Annotated in this window: 13 protein-coding genes and 1 riboswitch; of the genes, 4 read left to right on the top strand and 9 right to left on the bottom strand. The window is 75.1% G+C overall.

The annotated features are described in order from the left end of the window. The first annotated feature begins 85 nt into the window (after positions 1 to 85). Positions 86 to 814 carry a ZIP family metal transporter gene (locus ACFWJB_RS20055; RefSeq protein ID WP_385468749.1) on the top strand — a complete coding sequence of 243 codons (729 nt, stop codon included), beginning with the start codon at positions 86 to 88 and terminating at the stop codon, positions 812 to 814. 20 nt (positions 815 to 834) lie between these two features. Here ACFWJB_RS20055 and cobI read toward each other — a convergent pair whose 3' ends face one another. From cobI to ACFWJB_RS20100, 9 genes are all read right to left on the bottom strand, one after another. Continuing rightward, positions 835 to 1584: a precorrin-2 C(20)-methyltransferase gene (cobI, locus tag ACFWJB_RS20060; RefSeq protein WP_385468752.1), complete on the bottom strand. Its 750-nt coding sequence runs from the start codon at positions 1582 to 1584 to the stop codon at positions 835 to 837. Further along, the gene (locus tag ACFWJB_RS20065; protein WP_386923723.1) at positions 1581 to 3026 is read right to left on the bottom strand and encodes a cobyrinate a,c-diamide synthase; all 1446 of its coding nucleotides are present in this window, start codon (positions 3024 to 3026) and stop codon (positions 1581 to 1583) included. Before ACFWJB_RS20065 ends, cobI begins: the two co-directional genes overlap by 4 nt. Continuing rightward, positions 3020 to 3628, bottom strand: a complete 609-nt coding sequence (gene cobO / locus ACFWJB_RS20070; RefSeq protein ID WP_385468757.1) for a cob(I)yrinic acid a,c-diamide adenosyltransferase — start codon at positions 3626 to 3628, stop codon at positions 3020 to 3022. Before cobO ends, ACFWJB_RS20065 begins: the two co-directional genes overlap by 7 nt. Further along, entirely contained in the window at positions 3628 to 5643 is a 2016-nt protein-coding gene (locus ACFWJB_RS20075) for a putative cobaltochelatase (RefSeq protein WP_385468760.1), read from the bottom strand. Before ACFWJB_RS20075 ends, cobO begins: the two co-directional genes overlap by 1 nt. Continuing rightward, positions 5640 to 9293, bottom strand: a complete 3654-nt coding sequence (cobN, locus tag ACFWJB_RS20080; RefSeq protein ID WP_386923725.1) for a cobaltochelatase subunit CobN — start codon at positions 9291 to 9293, stop codon at positions 5640 to 5642. Before cobN ends, ACFWJB_RS20075 begins: the two co-directional genes overlap by 4 nt. Then, positions 9290 to 10798 (bottom strand): cobyric acid synthase, encoded by a 1509-nt coding sequence (locus ACFWJB_RS20085; RefSeq protein ID WP_385468766.1) that lies wholly within the window; start codon positions 10796 to 10798, stop codon positions 9290 to 9292. The genes cobN and ACFWJB_RS20085 overlap by 4 nt, the downstream gene beginning before the upstream one ends. Further along, complete coding sequence (locus ACFWJB_RS20090; RefSeq protein WP_385468769.1) at positions 10795 to 11760, bottom strand: cobalamin biosynthesis protein; 966 nt, start codon at positions 11758 to 11760, stop codon at positions 10795 to 10797. Before ACFWJB_RS20090 ends, ACFWJB_RS20085 begins: the two co-directional genes overlap by 4 nt. Positions 11761 to 11864: 104 nt before the next feature. Beyond that, positions 11865 to 12015: riboswitch (cobalamin riboswitch) on the bottom strand. A 137-nt stretch (positions 12016 to 12152) separates the two neighbouring features. After that, positions 12153 to 12374, bottom strand: a complete 222-nt coding sequence (locus ACFWJB_RS20095; protein ID WP_385469318.1) for a hypothetical protein — start codon at positions 12372 to 12374, stop codon at positions 12153 to 12155. 34 nt (positions 12375 to 12408) lie between these two features. Then, the gene (locus ACFWJB_RS20100; protein WP_385469316.1) at positions 12409 to 13662 is read right to left on the bottom strand and encodes an anion permease; all 1254 of its coding nucleotides are present in this window, start codon (positions 13660 to 13662) and stop codon (positions 12409 to 12411) included. Positions 13663 to 13910: 248 nt separating this feature from the next. On the opposite strand from ACFWJB_RS20100, the gene ACFWJB_RS20105 reads away from it, so the two are divergent. The 3 genes from ACFWJB_RS20105 to ACFWJB_RS20115 all read left to right on the top strand — a co-directional run bounded on the left by ACFWJB_RS20105 (position 13911) and on the right by ACFWJB_RS20115 (position 17534). Next, positions 13911 to 14570, top strand: coding sequence for a class II aldolase/adducin family protein (locus tag ACFWJB_RS20105; protein ID WP_386923781.1), 660 nt, complete (start codon positions 13911 to 13913; stop codon positions 14568 to 14570). Between the two features lie 237 nt (positions 14571 to 14807). Continuing rightward, positions 14808 to 15938: an alpha/beta hydrolase family protein gene (locus ACFWJB_RS20110; RefSeq protein ID WP_385469314.1), complete on the top strand. Its 1131-nt coding sequence runs from the start codon at positions 14808 to 14810 to the stop codon at positions 15936 to 15938. 168 nt (positions 15939 to 16106) lie between these two features. Further along, complete coding sequence (locus ACFWJB_RS20115; RefSeq protein ID WP_385469313.1) at positions 16107 to 17534, top strand: hypothetical protein; 1428 nt, start codon at positions 16107 to 16109, stop codon at positions 17532 to 17534. Positions 17535 to 17546: the final 12 nt, after the last annotated feature.

Below are 17546 nucleotides of genomic sequence, written 5' to 3' on the forward strand. Positions count from 1 at the left end.
GGAATCGGTCCTCTCCTGCGCATATTTACTGCGGTTGCTGCTGTCGGACGCGCGTGAGCGCGGGGTGATCGGATACCAAGGGCCCATGGCGGTCCTCGTCGCGCTCGGCGCGTTCCTGATGACGCTGGCCGGGGGCTGGACGGCACAGCGCGTGACCGACCGGCGCCACCTGGTCCTGGGCCTGGCCGGCGGCCTGATGCTGGGCGTGGTCGGACTCGACCTGCTGCCGGAGGCGCTCCGGGCGGCGGGCCGGGAGGTGTTCGGCGTGCCGGCGGCACTGCTGCTGTTCGTCGCCGGATTCCTGCTCGCCCACCTGGTGGAGCGCCTGCTGGCAGCCCGCCGCGCCGCGCACGGCGCCGAGGAGCACGGCCACCGCACGCCCGAGGTGGGCCTGACGGCCGCCGCCGCGATGGTGGGGCACAGCGCGATGGACGGCGTGGCGATCGGTGCCGCGTTCCAGGTCGGCGGCGGGATGGGCGCGGCGGTCGCCCTGGCCGTGATCGCCCACGACTTCGCGGACGGCTTCAACACCTACACGCTCACCAGTCTGTACGGCAACGCCCGCCGCCGGGCCGTCGCCATGCTCGTCGCCGACGCCGTGGCCCCGGTCGCCGGCGCGGCCTCCACGCTCTTCTTCACGATCCCGCAGGGCGTGCTGGGCGCCTATCTGGGTCTCTTCGGCGGCGTACTGCTCTATCTCGCCGCCGCCGAGATCCTGCCCGAGGCCCACCACGAGCACCCCGCCCGGTCGACCCTGCTGTGCACCGTCGCGGGCGCCGCGTTCATCTGGCTGGTGGTGGGCCTCGCCGAGTGACGGCCCGGACCCGGGACGGCTCACAGCTTGCCGCCCCGCCCGCCCCCGCGCCGTGCCGGGGCGATGAGCGTGGACAGATAGGGCAGCGGCGCCCCGTCCAGTTCCGCGGCCGGCCGTACGGACTCCTCCGGCAGGCCCAGCGCCGAGCCCCACACGGCGTCGTCGAGCCGCCCGGTCTCCCGCAGCGCCTCGGCGACCTCGGCCGCCTGCCGGCCGAACTTGTAGGCGACGACCGTCCCCGGCCCGTTCAGCGCGTCCTTGAGCACCGCGGCCCCGGCGGTCACCGGCACCAGCGTCAGCGGCTCGGTGCCCTCCGTCAGCACGGCACCCGACCGGGCGGCGAGGTCCTGCATCGCGGTGATGCCCGGCACGGTCTCCACGACGGTGCCCGGCACGAGCTCGCCGACGGTCTGCGCGAGATACGTGAACGTCGAGTACACGTTGGGGTCGCCGATGGTCGCGAAGGCGACGGACCCGTGCTCCCGCAGCAGCCCGGCCACCCGCTCACCGGCCGCGTCCCACGCCGCCTCCCGGCGGCCCCGGTCGGCGCGCTCGTTCAGCGCGAACACGACCCGGACGACCTTCCCGGCGCCCACGTAGTGCAGCACGGTCGCCTCGGCGCGGCCCGGTTCACCGCCGTCCCCTCCGTCGGGTGCGGCCATCACGGGAACGACGACGACCTCGGCGGCGCGCAGCGCGTTCACGCCCTTGACGGTCACCAGCTCCGGGTCCCCGGGCCCGACACCCACCCCGATCAGCCTGCTGCTCATGACGTCCGGCACCTCTCCACGAACCGACGGGCGACACCGGGCTCGGACGCCCAGTGCGTGTGCAGATAGCTCGCGTGCACACCGTGCTCCACAAATCCCTCGACGCGCCGCTCCGGCGCCCGCATCCCCCACGCCGGCGCCGCCCCGGCCCCCGGCTCCACGACCGTCCGGTGGAACTCGTGCCCCCGCATCCGCGTCCCCGCGGCGGCCAGCACGCCGTCGCTCACGGCCACGGCGTCCCGGTACCCCAGCGTCAGTCGCTCCGACATCCGCCCGGAGGCGTCCAGCACCCCGCACATGGGCAGCCCGTCCAGCTCCCGGCACAGGTACAGCAGCCCCGCGCACTCGGCGGCGACGGGAGCCCCGCTCAGCACCAGCTCGGCGACGCTCTCGCGCAACGCCTCGTTGGCGGACAGCTCGGAGGCGTACACCTCCGGGAACCCGCCCCCGATCACCAGTCCGCCGGTCCCCTCGGGCAGCTCCTCGTCCCGCAGCGGATCGAACGTGACGACCTCGGCCCCGGCGGCGGCGAGCAGCTCGGAGTGCTCGGCATAGGAGAACGTGAACGCGGCCCCACCGGCGACGGCGACGCGCTTCAGCCCGTCCGGCGTTCGAGGACGAGACCGTCCGGGCCGAAGCGGGGGTCCGGGGGCGGTGGCCCCGGGGGACGGGACGGGAAGGGGCGGCGGGGGCGAGGAGGCCAGGGCCTCAGCCGCGTCCCAGGCCGCACCCGCCAACGCACCCGCACCACGCGCCAGTCCGACCAGCGCCTCCAGATCACAGCCGCCGGCGACCTGCGCGGCCATCGCGGCGACGGCCTCGACGGCCGAGGCACCCCGCTCGGCGACCGGCACCAGCCCCAGATGCCGGGACGGCACATCCACCTGCGGCGCCCGCCGCAGCACCCCCAGCACCGGCACCCCGACGGAGTCCAGCGCCTCCCGCAGCAACGCCTCGTGCCGGTCCGAGCCGACCTTGTTGAGGATCACGCCCCCGATCCGCACCTCCGGATCGAAGGACACGAACCCGTGCACCAGCGCCGCCACCGACCGCGACTGCGACGACGCGTCCACGACCAGCACCACCGGCGCCCGCAGCAGCTTCGCCACCTGCGCGGTGGACGCCAGCTCCCCCTCGCCCGCCGCCCCGTCGTACAGCCCCATGACGCCCTCGACCACGGCGATGTCACAGCCCCGCGCACCGTGCGCGAACAGCGGCCCGACCAGCTCCGGCCCGCACAGGTACGCGTCGAGGTTCCGCCCCACCCGCCCGGTGGCGAGCGCGTGGTACCCGGGATCGATGTAGTCCGGCCCCACCTTGTGCGGGGACACGGCGAGCCCCCGCGCGGCGAGCGCGGCCATCAGGCCGGTGGCGACGGTGGTCTTGCCGCTGCCCGAGGAGGGCGCGGCGACGACCAGCCGGGGAACGGCGGAGGTCACCACTCGATGCCCCTCTGCCCCTTCTGTCCCGTGTCCATCGGGTGCTTGACCTTGGACATGTCGGTGACGAGGTCGGCGAACTCCACCAGCGGCTCCGGCGCGTTCCGCCCGGTGATCACCACGTGCTGGGTCCCGGGCCGGTCGCGCAGCACGGACACGACCTCGTCGGTGTCGACCCACCCCCAGTGCATCGGGTAGGCGAACTCGTCCAGCACGTACAGCCGGTACGTCTCGGCGGCGAGGTCGCGCTTGACCTGCTCCCAGCCCTCCCGGGCCTTCTCCTCGTTGGTCGAGTTGTCGCCCTGGATGTCCCGCTGGACCCAGGACCAGCCCTCGCCCATCTTGTGCCAGTCGACGGACCCGCCCTCACCGCTGGCGCCGAGCACCCGCAGCGCGTTCTCCTCGCCGACCTTCCACTTCGCCGACTTGACGAACTGGAACACCCCGATCGGCCACCCCTGGTTCCAGGCCCGCAGCGCCAGCCCGAAGGCGGCGGTCGACTTGCCCTTCCCCACGCCCGTGTGCACGACGACCAGCGGACGGTTGCGCCGCTGACGCGTCGTCAGTCCGTCGTCCGGCACCACACTCGGCTGCCCCTTCGGCATTACGCGGCCCTCCTCTGCACGTCCTTCACCAAACCGGCGATGGAGTCCGCCCGCAGCTCGTCGAGCGTCACCGCCGTACCGCCCAGGTCACCCGCGAGCCGCCCGGCGAGCCCGAGCCGCACCGGCCCCGACTCGCAGTCCACGACCACGGAGGCGACGCCCTCCGCCGCGAACAGCCGCGCGGCCCGCGAGGCCAGCGCCACGGGCTCGGGGCCACCGGTCGCCCGCCCGTCCGTCACCACCACGACCAGCGCCCGTCGCGCCGGGTCCCGCAGCCGCTCCACCCGCAGCACCTCGTGCGCCTTCAGCAGCCCGGCCGCGAGCGGCGTACGGCCCCCGGTCGGCAGCGACTCCAGCCGGGCGGCGGCCGCGTCCACCGACGACGTCGGCGGCAGCGCCACATCGGCCGCCGACCCCCGGAAGGTCACCAGCCCCACCTTGTCCCGCCGCTGGTAGGCGTCCAGCAGCAGCGACAGCACGGCACCCTTCACCGCGCCCATCCGCTGCCGCGCCGCCATCGACCCGGACGCGTCCACGACGAACAGCACGAGATTGCCCTCGCGCCCCTCACGGGCCGCCTGCCGCAGATCGTCCCGGCGCACCACCAGCCCGGGCCCGCTGCGCCCCCGCGCCCGCTGGTGCGGGGCGGCCGCCTGCACGGTGGCCGCCAGGTGCAGCTTGGTCAGCGCGCCCCGGGGACGCCGGGCCCCGGTGGTCCGCCCGTGCTCGGTCCGCGCCCGCGAGCGCCGCCCGGCGGCACCCTCTCCGAGCCCGGGCACGCTCAGCACGCGCGCGCGGAACGGCTCGGCGGCCCGCACGGGCGACTGCTCGCCGACGCCGCCGGACGAGGGTTGCGGCTCCCCGCCCTCCCCGCCCTCCCCGGCCTCGGGACGCGCGGCGGTGTCGCCGTCGCCCCCGGGCCCGTCGTCGGGCTCCGGCTGTCCGCCGGGGCCGCCGCCGGGACCCGGATCGTCCGGATCGTCGTCGCCGTCGCCCTGGTCCTGCCCGCCGAACTCCTCCAGGGTCTCGTCGAGCTTGTCCTCGTCCAGCCCCGGAGCGTCGAAGGGGTTGCGCCGCCGCCGGTGGGGGAGGGCCAGCAGCGCGGCCTGCCGGACGTCCTCCGCCAGCACGTCGGTCCGCCCGGCCCACGCGGCCAGCGCGGTCGCCGTACGCGCCATCACGATGTCGGCGCGCATGCCGTCCACCTCGAAGGCGGCACAGGTCGCCGCGATCTGCCGCAGCGCCCCGTCGCCCAGCCGCACCGACGGCAGCAGCTCGCGGGCGGCCACGATGCGCCGCCGCACGGCGGCCTCCTCGCCGGCCCACCGGGCGGCGAAACCGGCCGGGTCGTCGTCGTACGCCAGCCTGCGCCGCACGACCTCCACCCGCAGGTCGGGCTCGCGCGAGGCGGCGACCTCGACGGTGAGCCCGAACCGGTCGAGCAACTGCGGCCGCAGCTCGCCCTCCTCGGGGTTCATCGTGCCGACGAGCAGGAACTTCGAGGCGTGCCGCACGGACACCCCCTCGCGCTCCACGTACGAGGCGCCCATCGCGGCGGCGTCCAGCAGCAGGTCGACCAGGTGGTCGTGGAGGAGGTTGACCTCGTCGACGTAGAGGATCCCGCGGTGCGCGTCGGCCAGCAGGCCCGGCTCGAAGGCCTTCACGCCCTCCGACAGGGCCCGCTCGATGTCCAGGGCACCGACCAGCCGGTCCTCGGAGGCGCCGACGGGCAGCTCGACCATCCGCGCCGGCCGGGACTCGCGGGCCCCCGGCGCGTGCGGTCCGTCCGGGCAGGCGGGGTCGGGGGAGTCCGGGTCGCAGGAGAACCGGCACCCGGAGACGACGTCCACCTCCGGCATCAGCGCGGACAGGGCGCGCACCGCCGTGGACTTGGCGGTGCCCTTCTCACCACGCACGAGCACACCGCCGACGGCCGGGCTCACGGCGTTGAGGAGCAGGGCCAGGCGGAGGTCGTCCTGTCCGACGACGGCCGTGAACGGGAACGGGGTACTCACTTGTCGTCGCCCTCCAAGTCGCCTTCGAGCTCCAGATAGGTGGCGCGCAGCCGCTCCAGCGTCTCCGCGTCCGGCTCCGCCCACAGCCCCCGGTCGGCGGCCTCCAGCAGCCGCTCGGTGATGCCGCGCAGTGCCCAGGGGTTGGACTTCCTCATGAAGTCCCGGTTCTCCGCGTCGAAGACGTACTCGGCGCTGAGCTTCTCGTACATCCAGTCGTCCACGACCCCGGCCGTGGCGTCGTAGCCGAAGAGGTAGTCCACGGTGGCCGCCATCTCGAAGGCGCCCTTGTAGCCGTGCCGCCGCATCGCCGCCATCCAGCGCGGGTTGACGACCCGGGCGCGGAACACCCGGTGGGTCTCCTCGCCGAGCGTCCTGGTCCTCACCTGGTCGGGCGTGGCGGAGTCGCCGACGTACGCCTCGGGAGAGGCGCCCGTCAGGTGCCGCACCATGGCGACCATGCCGCCGTGGTACTGGAAGTAGTCGTCGGCGTCCACGAGGTCGTGCTCGCGGGTGTCGACGTTCTTCGCCGCCACCGCGATGCGCCGGAACGCCGTCTCCATGTCACCGCGCGCCGCCCGCCCGTCGAGCCCGCGGCCGTAGGCGTAGCCGCCCCACACCGCGTACACCTCGGCGAGGTCCGCGTCGGAGCGCCAATTGCGGGCGTCGATCAGCGGCAGCAGCCCGGCCCCGTACGCGCCGGGCTTGGAGCCGAAGACGCGGGCCGTGGCCCGGCGCCGGTCGCCGTGCTCGGCGGTGTCCTCGTCGGCGTGCGCCCGCACGTAGTTGGCCCCGGCCGGCTCGTCCAGCTCCGCCACCGTCCGCACCGCGTCGTCGATCAGCCCGACGACGTGCGGGAACGCGTCCCGGAAGAAGCCGGAGATGCGCACCGTGACGTCGATGCGCGGCCGGCCCAGCTCGGCCGGGGGGATCACCTCGAAGCCGGTGACCCGGCGCGAGGCGTCGTCCCAGACCGGACGGCAGCCCAGCAGCGCGAGGATCTCGGCGATGTCGTCGCCCTGGGTGCGCATCGCGGACGTGCCCCACACCGTCAGGCCGACGGACTTCGGGTACTCGCCCGTGTCCTGGAGGTAGCGCTGGAGCAGCGAGTCCGCGAGGGACTGCCCGACCTCCCAGCTCAGCCGGGAGGGAATCGCCTTGGGGTCGACGGAGTAGAAGTTCCGGCCGGTCGGCAGGACGTTGACCAGGCCGCGGGTCGGCGAGCCGGACGGCCCGGCCGGGACGTAACCGCCGTCCAGCGCGTGCAGGACGTGGCCGATCTCGTCGGTCGTCCGGGTGAGCCGCGGCACGACCTCCCGGCAGGCGAACTCCAGCACGGCGACCGCGTCGGGCAGTTCGGCACCCAGCACCTCCCGCACCAGACCCGGTACGTCCGCGACGTCCCAGTCCCGGGACTCCATGCCCTCCGCGAACCGCCGGCAGAGCTGCTCCAGCAGGTCGATCGCGTCGGCGGCCGACCGGGAGGGGCCCTCGACCAGGCCGGTCAGCTCCGCCGGCACCTTCACCGGAGCGCCCGGCTCGGCCAGCAGCTCCTTCTCCACCAGCCCGAAGTGCGCGGCCAGCGCGGCCCGCAGACCCGGCAGCGCGTTCGCCCGCCCGCCCCACACCTGCGAGGCGCGCAGCACCGCCAGCACCAGGTTGACGCGCGGCTCGCCGACCGGACCCGCGCCGAGGACGTGCAGGCCGTCGCGGATCTGCACGTCCTTGATCTCGCACAGGTAGCCGTCGATGTGCATGACGAACTCGTCGAACGCGTCGTCGTCCGGCTGGTCGTCCACGTGCAGGTCGTGGTGGAGCTCGGCCGCCTTGACCAGCGTCCAGATCTGCGCGCGGACCGCCGGTGCCTTCGCGGGGTCCAGGTCGGAGACGAGCGCGTACTCGTCGAGCAGCTGCTCCAGCTTGGCCAGGTCGCCGTAGGTGTCGGCGCGCGCCATCGGCGGGACGAGGTGGTCGACCACCGTGGCGTGTCCGCGCCGCTTGGCCTGGGTGCCCTCGCCGGGGTCGTTGACGATGAACGGGTAGATCAGCGGCAGGTCGCCCAGCACCGCGTCCGGCGCGCAGCCGGCGCTCAGTCCGAGGCCCTTGCCCGGCAGCCACTCCATCGTGCCGTGCTTGCCCATGTGCACGACCGCGTCGGCGCCGAAACCGTGCTCCAGCCAGCGGTAGGCCGCCATGTAGTGGTGGGACGGCGGCATGTCGGGGTCGTGGTAGATCGCGATCGGGTTCTCCCCGAAGCCGCGCGGCGGCTGGATCATGACGACGACGTTCCCGAACTGGAGGGAGGCCAGCACGATGTCGTCCCCGTCGACGTACAGCGAGCCCGGCGGCTCGCCCCACGCCTCCCGCATCGCCTCCCGCAGCTCCGGGTCCAGCTTCTCGAACCAGGCCCGGTAGTCGGCCAGCGGCACCCGCGCGGGGGCGGCGGCGAGCTGGTCCTCCGTCAGCCACTCCACGTCGTGGCCGCCGGCCTCGATCAGCCGGTGGATCAGCTCGTCGCCGCCGGACGGGTAGTCGGTGAGCGAGTACCCCGCGTCCCGCAGCGCGTCCAGGACCCGGACCGCGGACGCCGGGGTGTCGAGCCCCACCGCGTTGCCCACCCGGGAGTGCTTGGTCGGGTACGCGGTGAAGACCAGCGCGAGCCTCTTGTCGGCGTTCGGCTTGTGCCCGAGGGCCGCGTGCCGTACGGCGATCCCGGCGACCCGCCCGGCCCGTTCGGGGTCGGCCGCGTAGACGGGTACGTCGTCGGGCCCCTGCTCCTTGAAGGAGAACGGCACGGTGACCAGGCGCCCGTCGAACTCCGGGATCGCCACCTGCATCGCCGCGTCCATCGGGGAGAGCGCCGCGTCGGACGCCTCCCAGGCGGCGCGCGACGAGGTGAGGCAGAGCCCCTGGAGCACCGGCACGCCCAGGTCGGCCAGCGCGCCGACGTCCCACGCCTCCTCGTCGCCGCCCGCCGACGCCTGCGAGGCGTGCGTGCCGCCCGCGGCGAGGACGGTGGCGACCAGGGCGTCGGCCCGGCCCAGCAGCTCGTACAGCCCCGCGTCCGCGCCGCGCAGCGAACCGCAGTACACGGGCAGCGCGTTGGCGCCGCGCGCCTCGATCGCGTCGCACAGCGTGTCCACGAAGGCGGTGTTGCCGCTGAGCTGGTGGGCGCGGTAGAAGAGCACGCCGACCGTCGGGCGGCCCTCCAGGACGGCCCGGGAGCCGTGGACGCCGTACTCCGGCATCTTCCGCGGCTCGTCGAAGCCCTCGCCGGTCAGCAGTACCGTGTCCGACAGGAACCGGGCGAGCTGGGTGAGGTTGGCGGGGCCGCCCTCGACCAGGTAGCGCAGCGCCTCCGCCACGACCCCGGCCGGCACCGACGACTCCGCCATCAGCTCCGCGTCCGGCACGGACTCGCCGCCGAGCAGCACGGTCGGGACGCCCGCGGCCTTCAGCGCGGCGAGCCCGTCCTCCCAGGCGCGCTTGCCGCCCAGCAGGCGTACGACGGCGACGTCGGCGCCCTCGACGAGGGCCGGCAGGTCCTCCCGGACGTCGACCCCGGTCGGGTTGCCGATCCGGTAGGCGGCGTCCGACGCGCGGGCCGCCAGCAGGTCCGTGTCGGCGGTCGACAACAACAACACTGTGCTCATGCGGGCGCTCCCGGTGGAATGAAGGGCAGTCCTTGCGGCGCGCCGGACTCGATGAGCCGCCACAGCGCGTCCGTGTCCGCGTGCTGTTCGATCAGGTCGCCGAGCCGGTCGAGCTGCTCCTCGCGCAGCGCGGCGAACGAGGTGCCGGGGGCCGGCACGAAGCGGCGGCCCGCGGCGGCGGCCACCTCGCGCAGGAAGGCCCGCCGGAAGCCGTCCGACTCCAGCGAGCCGTGCCAGTGCGTGCCCCAGGTCCGGCCGGCCCGGCAGCCGTCGAGGAAGGGGGTCCCACCCGTCACCTCGGCGACCCCGTGGTGGATCTCGTACCCCTCGACGCGCTCGCCGAGGGCCTCGCCCACCGGCCGGGTGAGGGTCTTCTCGCGGGCGAACCGCACCCGCACGGGCAGCAGCCCGAGCCCGTCGACGTGCCCGGCGCGGGACTCGACCTCGTCCTCGATGTGCTCGCCGAGGAGCTGGAACCCGCCGCAGATGCCGAGCACCGGCCGGTCCTCGGCGGCCCGGCGCGCGATCGCGTCCGCCAGCCCCCGCTCCCGCAGCCACTGAAGCGCCCGGACGGTACCGCGCGTCCCCGGCACGATCACGAGGTCGGCGTCGGCCAGCTCCTCCGGCCGGTCCACGAAGCGCACCACGACACCGGGTTCGGCGGCGAGCGCGTCCACGTCCGTGAAGTTGGACATCAGCGGGACCGCGCAGACCGCGACCCGCAGCACGTCCTCGCCGACCGGCGGCGCGACCGTGGACTCCCGCACCGTCCCGCGCAATGAGACACGCAGCCCGTCCTCCTCGTCGATGCCGAGCCCGTGCCGGAAGGGCAGGACGCCGTACGTCCGCCGCCCGGTGAGGCCGTGCAGCATGTCGAGGCCGGGCTCCAGCAGCGACACGTCGCCGCGGAACTTGTTGACGAGGAACCCGGCGACCAGCGCCTGGTCCTCGGGCGACAGCAGGGCCACCGTGCCGAAGAAGGACGCGAAGACGCCCCCGCGGTCGATGTCGCCGACGACCAGGACCGGCAGACCGGCGCCCCGGGCGATCCCCATGTTCACGATGTCGGTGCGGCGCAGGTTGATCTCGGCCGGGCTGCCCGCTCCCTCGCAGATCACCGCGTCGTACGTGTCCCGCAGCTCGGCCAGGCAGTCGAGCACCGTGCCGAGCAGCTGCCGCTGCCGCCCGCCGTGGTAGCCGCGGGCGCTCATCTCCCCGACCGGCTTGCCGAGCAGCACGACCTGGCTGCTGCGCTCGCCGCCCGGCTTGAGCAGCACCGGGTTCATCAGCGCGGTCGGCTCGACGCGGCACGCCTGGGCCTGCATGGCCTGCGCGCGCCCGATCTCGGCGCCCTCACGGGTCACGAAGGAGTTGAGGGACATGTTCTGCGCCTTGAAGGGCGCCACCTTCACGCCCTGCCGCACCAGCCAGCGGCAGATCCCGGCGGTGACGACGCTCTTGCCGGCGTCGGAGGTGGTGCCGGCGACGAGGAGGCCACCGCTCATGACGTACGTCCCTTCCGGCCGGCCCCGCGCACCAGCAGCCGCGCGCCCGCGCACACGCCCAGCGCCAGCCAGCCCACGCGCCGGGACAGCCTCACCGCCCGCTCGATGTCACCGGATCCGGCCCGGACGGCGCGACCGGCCGCCCCGTTGAGGACGGGCCGGTGCTCCACCCGCCCGCCGTACGACAGGGTCCCGCCGAGCCGCACGCCCAGGGCCCCCGCGAAGGACGCCTCCACGGGCCCGGCGTTGGGGCTCGGGTGCTGTGCGGCGTCGGCCCGCCAGGCCCGTACGGCCCCCGCGGGGCTGCCGCCGGCCGCGGTGGTCAGTACGGCGGTCAGGCGGGCGCCCGGCCAGCCCGCGAGGTCGTCGAGCCGGGCCGAGGCCCAGCCGTACCGCCGGTAGCGGGGGGACCGGTGGCCGACCATGGCGTCCAGGGTGTTCACGGCCCGGAAGCCGAGCAGCCCCGGCACTCCGCCGAGCGCGCCCCACACCAGGGCGCCCACGACCGCGTCGGAGGTGTTCTCGGCGACGGACTCCACGACGGCCCGGGCGATCCCGTCGGCGTCCAGCGCCTGCGGGTCCCGTCCGCACAGGTGCGGCAACCGGGCCCGGGCCGCCTCGACGTCCCCGGCCTCCAGCGCCCGGCCGACGGCGCGGGCCTCCCGGGCCAGCGAGGTCCCGCCCACGACGGCCCAGGTGGCGGCGCCGGTCAGCGCGACGGAGGCGGCGGGGGAGCGGCGGACGGCGCGTTCGGCGGCGGCCCCCAGGGCGACGGCGCCACCGGCGCACACGGCGGTGTGCAGCGCGCCCCAGCCCCGGTGGTCACGCCACAGCACCCGTTCCACGGCGCCGGCGGCACGGCCGAACACGGCGACCGGGTGTCCACGGCGCGGATCGCCGAGGAGGAGGTCGCCGAGGAGGCCGGCGGCGGCGCCGTACGCGAAGACGCGTTCGGCGCGCACGGCTCAGCCGGCCGCGGGAAGGGGAAGCGGAAGTGTGTCGCTGGTGAGCCCGGAACGGCAGCCGCGCATGGCGATATGTCCTCACTCAGGGTGTCCACGCCCTGGTTCGACGAAATCGGCGGTGAGAGTTCCTGGCTCCCGGGGCCGTACCTGCGTACTGCCCCGGTGACAGTGGCGGGACCGCGCCGGACTCGCACCGGCTTCCTCTCCTGCCGCCGTAATGGCTCCGGCAGTCCACCACGGCCCGCGAACACCCGTCAACTTGCTGTTGACCTGCGCCGGGGGAGTGTGCGAGAGCCCACACGCGGGCGGTGTGCGCCGGCATGCGAAAAGCGCGGGGCGCGGGACGGTGGAGTCCGCCCCGCGCCCCGCGCACGGTGTGCGCCCTGTGGTCAGGCGACGATCAGATAGATCCCGTACGCCACCGCAGCCGCGCAGGCCGCGAAGCACGCGTAGGCGCCGGTGACCGCGAGCGCCGCGGACCCGCCCCGGGCGGCGGCCCGCTCCTGGCGGGAGAGGCCGACGATGCCGAGGGTGAACAGGGCCACCAGAGCGACGGTGGCCACGAGACTGACCCCGAAGACGGAGCCGAGGGCTGCCCAGTCGATAGACATGGTGGTTCTCTTCCTTCGTACCCGGGACGCGGGCTCAGACGGTGGTGGCGGCCGACGGGGCCTTGGAGTCGGTGCCGGCCTGGGCCGGGAAGGACGCCGCGAGGACGTCGGGCGCGGCGCCCGCGGGCGGCGGGACGACGGCGGCGATCGCCGTGGTCACCACGCCGGCCGGCTCGGGCTCCGGCTCGTCGCCGCCGTTGACGTTGGTGTGGTCGACGACCTCGCGCCGGGAGATTCGCCAGATCGCGAAGCTGGAGGCGACGAGGAAGGCCGCGACGAGCGCCGTGCCCCAGTCGCCGAAGCCGCAGACCCACTCGGCGAGCGCGGCGACCAGGGCCGCGGCCGGCAGGGTGAGGCCCCACGCGACGAACATGCGGGTGGCCGTCGACCAGCGCACCACGCCGCCCCTGCGGCCGAGGCCCGCGCCCATGACCGCACCGGAGACCGAGTGCGTGGTGGAGAGGGAGAAGCCGAGGTGGGAGGAGGCCAGGATGACCGTGGCGGCGCTGGTCTGGGCGGCGAAGCCCTGCTGCGGCTGGAGGTCGGTCAGGCCCTTGCCCATGGTGCGGATGATGCGCCAGCCGCCCAGGTAGGTGCCGAGCGCGATGGCCAGGCCCGCGGACAGGATGACCCACACGGGCGGGTTCGAGCCGGGGGCGAGGGAACCGCCCGCGATCAGGGCGAGGGTGATGATGCCCATCGTCTTCTGGGCGTCGTTGGTGCCGTGGGCGAGCGAGACCAGGCCGGCCGAGGCGATCTGCCCGGCGCGGTAGCCCTTCTCCGCGGCCCTGCCGTCGGCCTTGCGGCCGAGCGAGTACGTCAGCCGGGAGGCGAGCATCGCCGCGACGCCCGCGACGATCGGGGCGGCGACGGCCGGCAGGAGCACCTTGGTGACGAGGACGTCGCCGTGGACGGCGCCGATGCCCGCCGAGGCGACGGCGGCGCCGATCAGGCCGCCCATCAGGGCGTGCGAGGAGCTGGACGGCAGTCCGACCAGCCAGGTCAGCAGGTTCCAGAGGATCGCGCCGACCAACGCGGCGAAGATGACCTCGGGACGGATGCCGGTCTCGTCGACGAGACCCTTGGAGATCGTGTTGGCGACCTCCACCGAGAGGAAGGCGCCCACAAGGTTCAGCACGGCGGACATGGCCACCGCGACCTTGGGTTTGAGTGCACCGGTCGAAATGGTCGTTGCCATCGCGTTCGCGGTGTCGTGGAAACCGTTCGTGAAATCGAACGCGAGTGCGGTTACCACCACAATCGCGAGGATCAGCGAGAAGCTTTCCATTTACCCAGGCAATCGTTCGAGGTCATTGGCGCGTCGAACGTAGGTAACCAGAGTGAACGGAAGATGAACTGGACCGGGCGTCATGGTGACCGGAAACGGGGTCGTGACCTCCGTGAACGCCTGCGCTGCGTACCCGCGCCGACGCTCTCCGGAGACATGCCTGGCAGGATCGCCGCGAGGCGCCGGACCACGGCGCGGCGAGGGGCGTGCGGGACGCCCGACGGGAGGCGTGGACTGTGACGGAGTCGATGGCCGGAGAGGTGTCCGCGGAGGAGTCCGAGGCGTGGGAGGCACTCGTCGCGACGGCCCGGCGGACGGTCTCCGACGGGCTGGTGGTCGGCACCTCAGGCAACGTCTCGGTGCGGGTCGGCGACACGGTGCTGGTCACCCCGTCGGGCGTGCCCTACGACCGGCTGGCCCCCGGTGACGTGACCGGCGTCGCCCTGGACGGCCGGCAGGTGCTGGGCGCGCTGGTCCCCACCAGCGAGCTGCCCATGCACCTCGCCGTGTACCGCACCACCGACGCCCGGGCCGTCGTCCACACCCACGCCGTGCACGCCACGGCGGTCTCCCTGCTCGTCCCCGAGCTCCCGCTGGTCCACTACATGGCCGCCGCGCTCGGCGGCCCCGTCAGGGTCGCCCCCTACGCGGCCTACGGCACCGGCGAACTCGCCCGCCACATGCTGGCCGCCCTCGCCGGCCGCACCGGCTGCCTCCTGCGCAACCACGGCACGGTCACCTACGGCGCCACCCTCGACCAGGCCTACGACCGCACCGCCCAGCTGGAGTGGATGTGCCGCCTGTGGCTCACGGCCTCCTCGGTCCCCGGCCGCACCCCGTCCCTGCTGACACCGGCCCAGCTGGACGAGGTGACGCAGCGCCTGCACGGCTACGGCCAGCCGACCTGACCGGCACGTTCCGGCGGGCGACGGCCCGCGGCGAGCCGCGAGGTGGGACGGGAGCTGCCTGTCGCCGGGCACCCGCGGGCCGGCCGGGTCCCGCCGGCGGGTGGCCGGAGAGGTTACCGGGCGGCTTCCGGGGTACCGGCAGTCGAGTCGGCCCACGGCACCGGGCCCGGCCGGGCGCCGTCACTCCGTGTCGTCCGCCCGCTGGCCGCCCACGGACCCCACCGGGAGACTGGCCTCATGCGCACTGTCACAGCAACGGCCGCCGCAGTCACCGCAGCCCTGGCGGCGGCCGGCGCAGCGAGCGTCGCCGCCGGCCGACTGGCCAGCGACGCCGCGCTCAAGGCGCCCCCCGGCCGCCCCCTGCCCACCGAACCCCGGCTCACCGTGCACGGGGCCGCCGCCGGGCAGATCACCCTCACCCGGGACCTCGCCGCGCTCCGCCCCGGCCGCTACGGCCTCGCGGGCGACGCGTCGCACGCCGTCGTCGGCCCGGTGCTCGACGGCGCCCAGCACGGCGCCGACACCGTCGTGCGCCGCCTCGAAGGCGTCACCCACGGCTCCTTCGACGCCGGCGACCGGGCCTGGTTCACCCCCAACCTGTACGTCGGCACCCCCGGCACCGCCCTCGGCCTGGACTACACCGACGTCGACGTCCCCGGCGAACTCGGCCCGCTCCCGGCCTGGTTCGTGACCGGCGCCCGCCCCACCTGGATCATCGCCGTGCACGGCCTCGGAGCCACCCGCGAGCACGCCCTGAACCTCATGGCGCCCCTGCACGAACGGCACGTCCCGGTACTGGTCCCCACCCACCGCGGCGACGCCGGCGCCCCGCCCTCGCCGGACGGACTGCACCACTTCGGCGAGACCGAGTGGCACGACGTGGACGCCGCCGTCCACTACGCCCTCGACCACGGTGCCCGCCAGGTCGTCCTGCTCGGCTGGTCCACCGGCGCCACCATGGCCCTGCGCACCGCCGCGCGCTCCACCGCCCGCGACCGCATCGCGGGGCTCGTCCTGGACTCCCCGGTCCTCAGCTGGGAGACCACCCTGCGCGCCCTGGCCGCCGCCCGCCGCACGCCCGGCGTACTGCTGCCGCTCGCGGTCCGCGCCGCGCAGGGCCGCGCCGGACTGCACGCCGACGGCGGCGCCGAACCGGCCGGACACGAGGCCCTCTCGGTGCCGACCCTGGTCTTCCACGGCCCCGACGACACGGTCGCCCCCTGGCGGTTCACCCGCCGCTTCGCCGACGCCCACCCCCGGCTCGTCTCCCTCCACACCGTCGAGGGCGCCCCGCACGGCGCCATGTGGAACGCCGACCCGGACACCTACCAGGAGACCCTCCGCCGCTTCATGACCCCCCTGGTGTGACCCCGGCGGGCCCCGCCCCGCCGTGCGCCGCTCAGGTTCCGTTCAGGGCCGTACCCATGGCCGGATCCACCGCCCGGGCCGCCTGCCGAGGCCCCGCACAGACCCTCCTCGCCGCCACCCCGGGCATTCCGTTTGGGTTTTCGGACCGTCAACCGGAAGACTGCACCCGTGACGTCCCGTATCCCGCGCGACTCCAGGCTTCGACTCGTCCGTCCGCGACCCCTGGCCGCCGCCCCCAGAGCGATCAACCAGCGGCGCGCGCACCGCGCCGCACCGCGCCCCCCGGAGGGCACACCGGCCCGGTCGGAACTGGCCCGAATGGCGCGTTCCGGCCTGTCCGGCGCCGCCCGCATCGCCCGCTGGGCCGACGCCGCCCTCGGCCCCGGCCGCGGCAGCGCGACCGCCGATGGCAAGGCCACCCTCTCCGACGCGACCGCCGAACACGCGGCCCGCGAACTGGGCCTGACCCCGGCCGAGATCCGCGCCGACTGGGACACCGCCCGCCTCGCCGGACTGATCGAGGTCCACGGCGACACCGCCCGCCCCGGCTGGCGCCTGCGCGCCTGGAACCGCGACGACAGCGCCGTACTGCGCGGCTGGGTCGCCCTCTTCGACGCCTGGTCGCTCGCCCACCCGGAGCCCGACGGGCAGGAGCCCGCCGCCGTCGCCGAGGTCGTCTCCGCGATGCCGCAGGTGCTCTCCTTCCTCCAGCTCTCGGCCGGACCGGTGCCCGTCGCGCAGCTCCTCGACCTGCTGGAGCAGCGCGTCACCGAACTGCGCACCGAGCGCTGCGAGGTCCCCTACGGCCCCCGGCTCGAACCGGGCACCCCCGAGGCCCCGCAGCCCCCGCAGGCCGCGGACGGCACCGACGGCACCCCCCTCGCCCCCCTGCTCGACTGGGCCCTGCACGCCCTGGCCTCCGTCGGTGCCCTCACCTGCGGCGACGGGCAGGCCACCCTCACCCCGCTGGGCAGCTGGGCGGTCTGGGTCAAGCTGGAGCAGATCTGCGTGGCCGCGCAGAGCCCCGCCGGGAACATCGAGCAGTCGGCCGAGGCCATGCTCCGCGGCTGCGGCCGGCTCCGCCCCAACGCGGCCCGCGCCGAGTACCGCGCCTGGCTCGCCGCCCGCCCCGTCGGCAGCGCCGTCACCGAGCTGCTCGCCGCCGCCCGCGGCGAGGACGCCCTGCTGCGCGGCCTCGCCTTCGAGGCGCTGCGCGTCGTCGGCGCCCCCGCCGAGCCCGACGTCCGCGCCGTGCTCGGCGAGCCCACGCTGCGCCCGTACGCCCTGCTGTGGCTGGCCGAGCACGACGGCGCCGACCCCGAGGACGCCCACGAGGTCCTCACCCGCCAGGAGGCCACCTGGCTGTGGGTCGACACGGCCGCCGCCGTCGCCGACCACGGCGAGGCCCCACTGCTGGTGCGGCACCTGGAGTCCGCCGTGCAGCCCACCGTCCCGGCGCTCCTCGACGAGGTCCGCGCCGTCGGGCACCCGCGCACCGTGCAGGTCCTGGTCGCCCTCGCCGCGGCCCACCCCGACCCGGCCCTGGCCAAGGCCGTACGCCGGGCCGCGTTCCAGGTGCACACCGGGGGCAGCTGACCGGAGACCGGC

It is taken from the genome of Streptomyces sp. NPDC127100 (assembly GCF_042724095.1).
GTDB lineage: Bacteria > Actinomycetota > Actinomycetes > Streptomycetales > Streptomycetaceae > Streptomyces.

Coding starts and splice junctions, on each gene's coding strand:
- ACFWJB_RS20100 (WP_385469316.1), bottom strand. CDS start 13,662: ATGGAAAGCTTCTCGCTGATCCTCGCGATTGTGGTGGTAACCGCACTC.
- ACFWJB_RS20110 (WP_385469314.1), top strand. CDS start 14,808: ATGCGCACTGTCACAGCAACGGCCGCCGCAGTCACCGCAGCCCTGGCG.
- cobN (WP_386923725.1), bottom strand. CDS start 9,293: ATGAGCACAGTGTTGTTGTTGTCGACCGCCGACACGGACCTGCTGGCG.
- ACFWJB_RS20085 (WP_385468766.1), bottom strand. CDS start 10,798: ATGAGCGGTGGCCTCCTCGTCGCCGGCACCACCTCCGACGCCGGCAAG.
- cobI (WP_385468752.1), bottom strand. CDS start 1,584: ATGAGCAGCAGGCTGATCGGGGTGGGTGTCGGGCCCGGGGACCCGGAG.
- ACFWJB_RS20095 (WP_385469318.1), bottom strand. CDS start 12,374: ATGTCTATCGACTGGGCAGCCCTCGGCTCCGTCTTCGGGGTCAGTCTC.
- ACFWJB_RS20105 (WP_386923781.1), top strand. CDS start 13,911: ATGGCCGGAGAGGTGTCCGCGGAGGAGTCCGAGGCGTGGGAGGCACTC.
- cobO (WP_385468757.1), bottom strand. CDS start 3,628: ATGCCGAAGGGGCAGCCGAGTGTGGTGCCGGACGACGGACTGACGACG.
- ACFWJB_RS20055 (WP_385468749.1), top strand. CDS start 86: ATGGCGGTCCTCGTCGCGCTCGGCGCGTTCCTGATGACGCTGGCCGGG.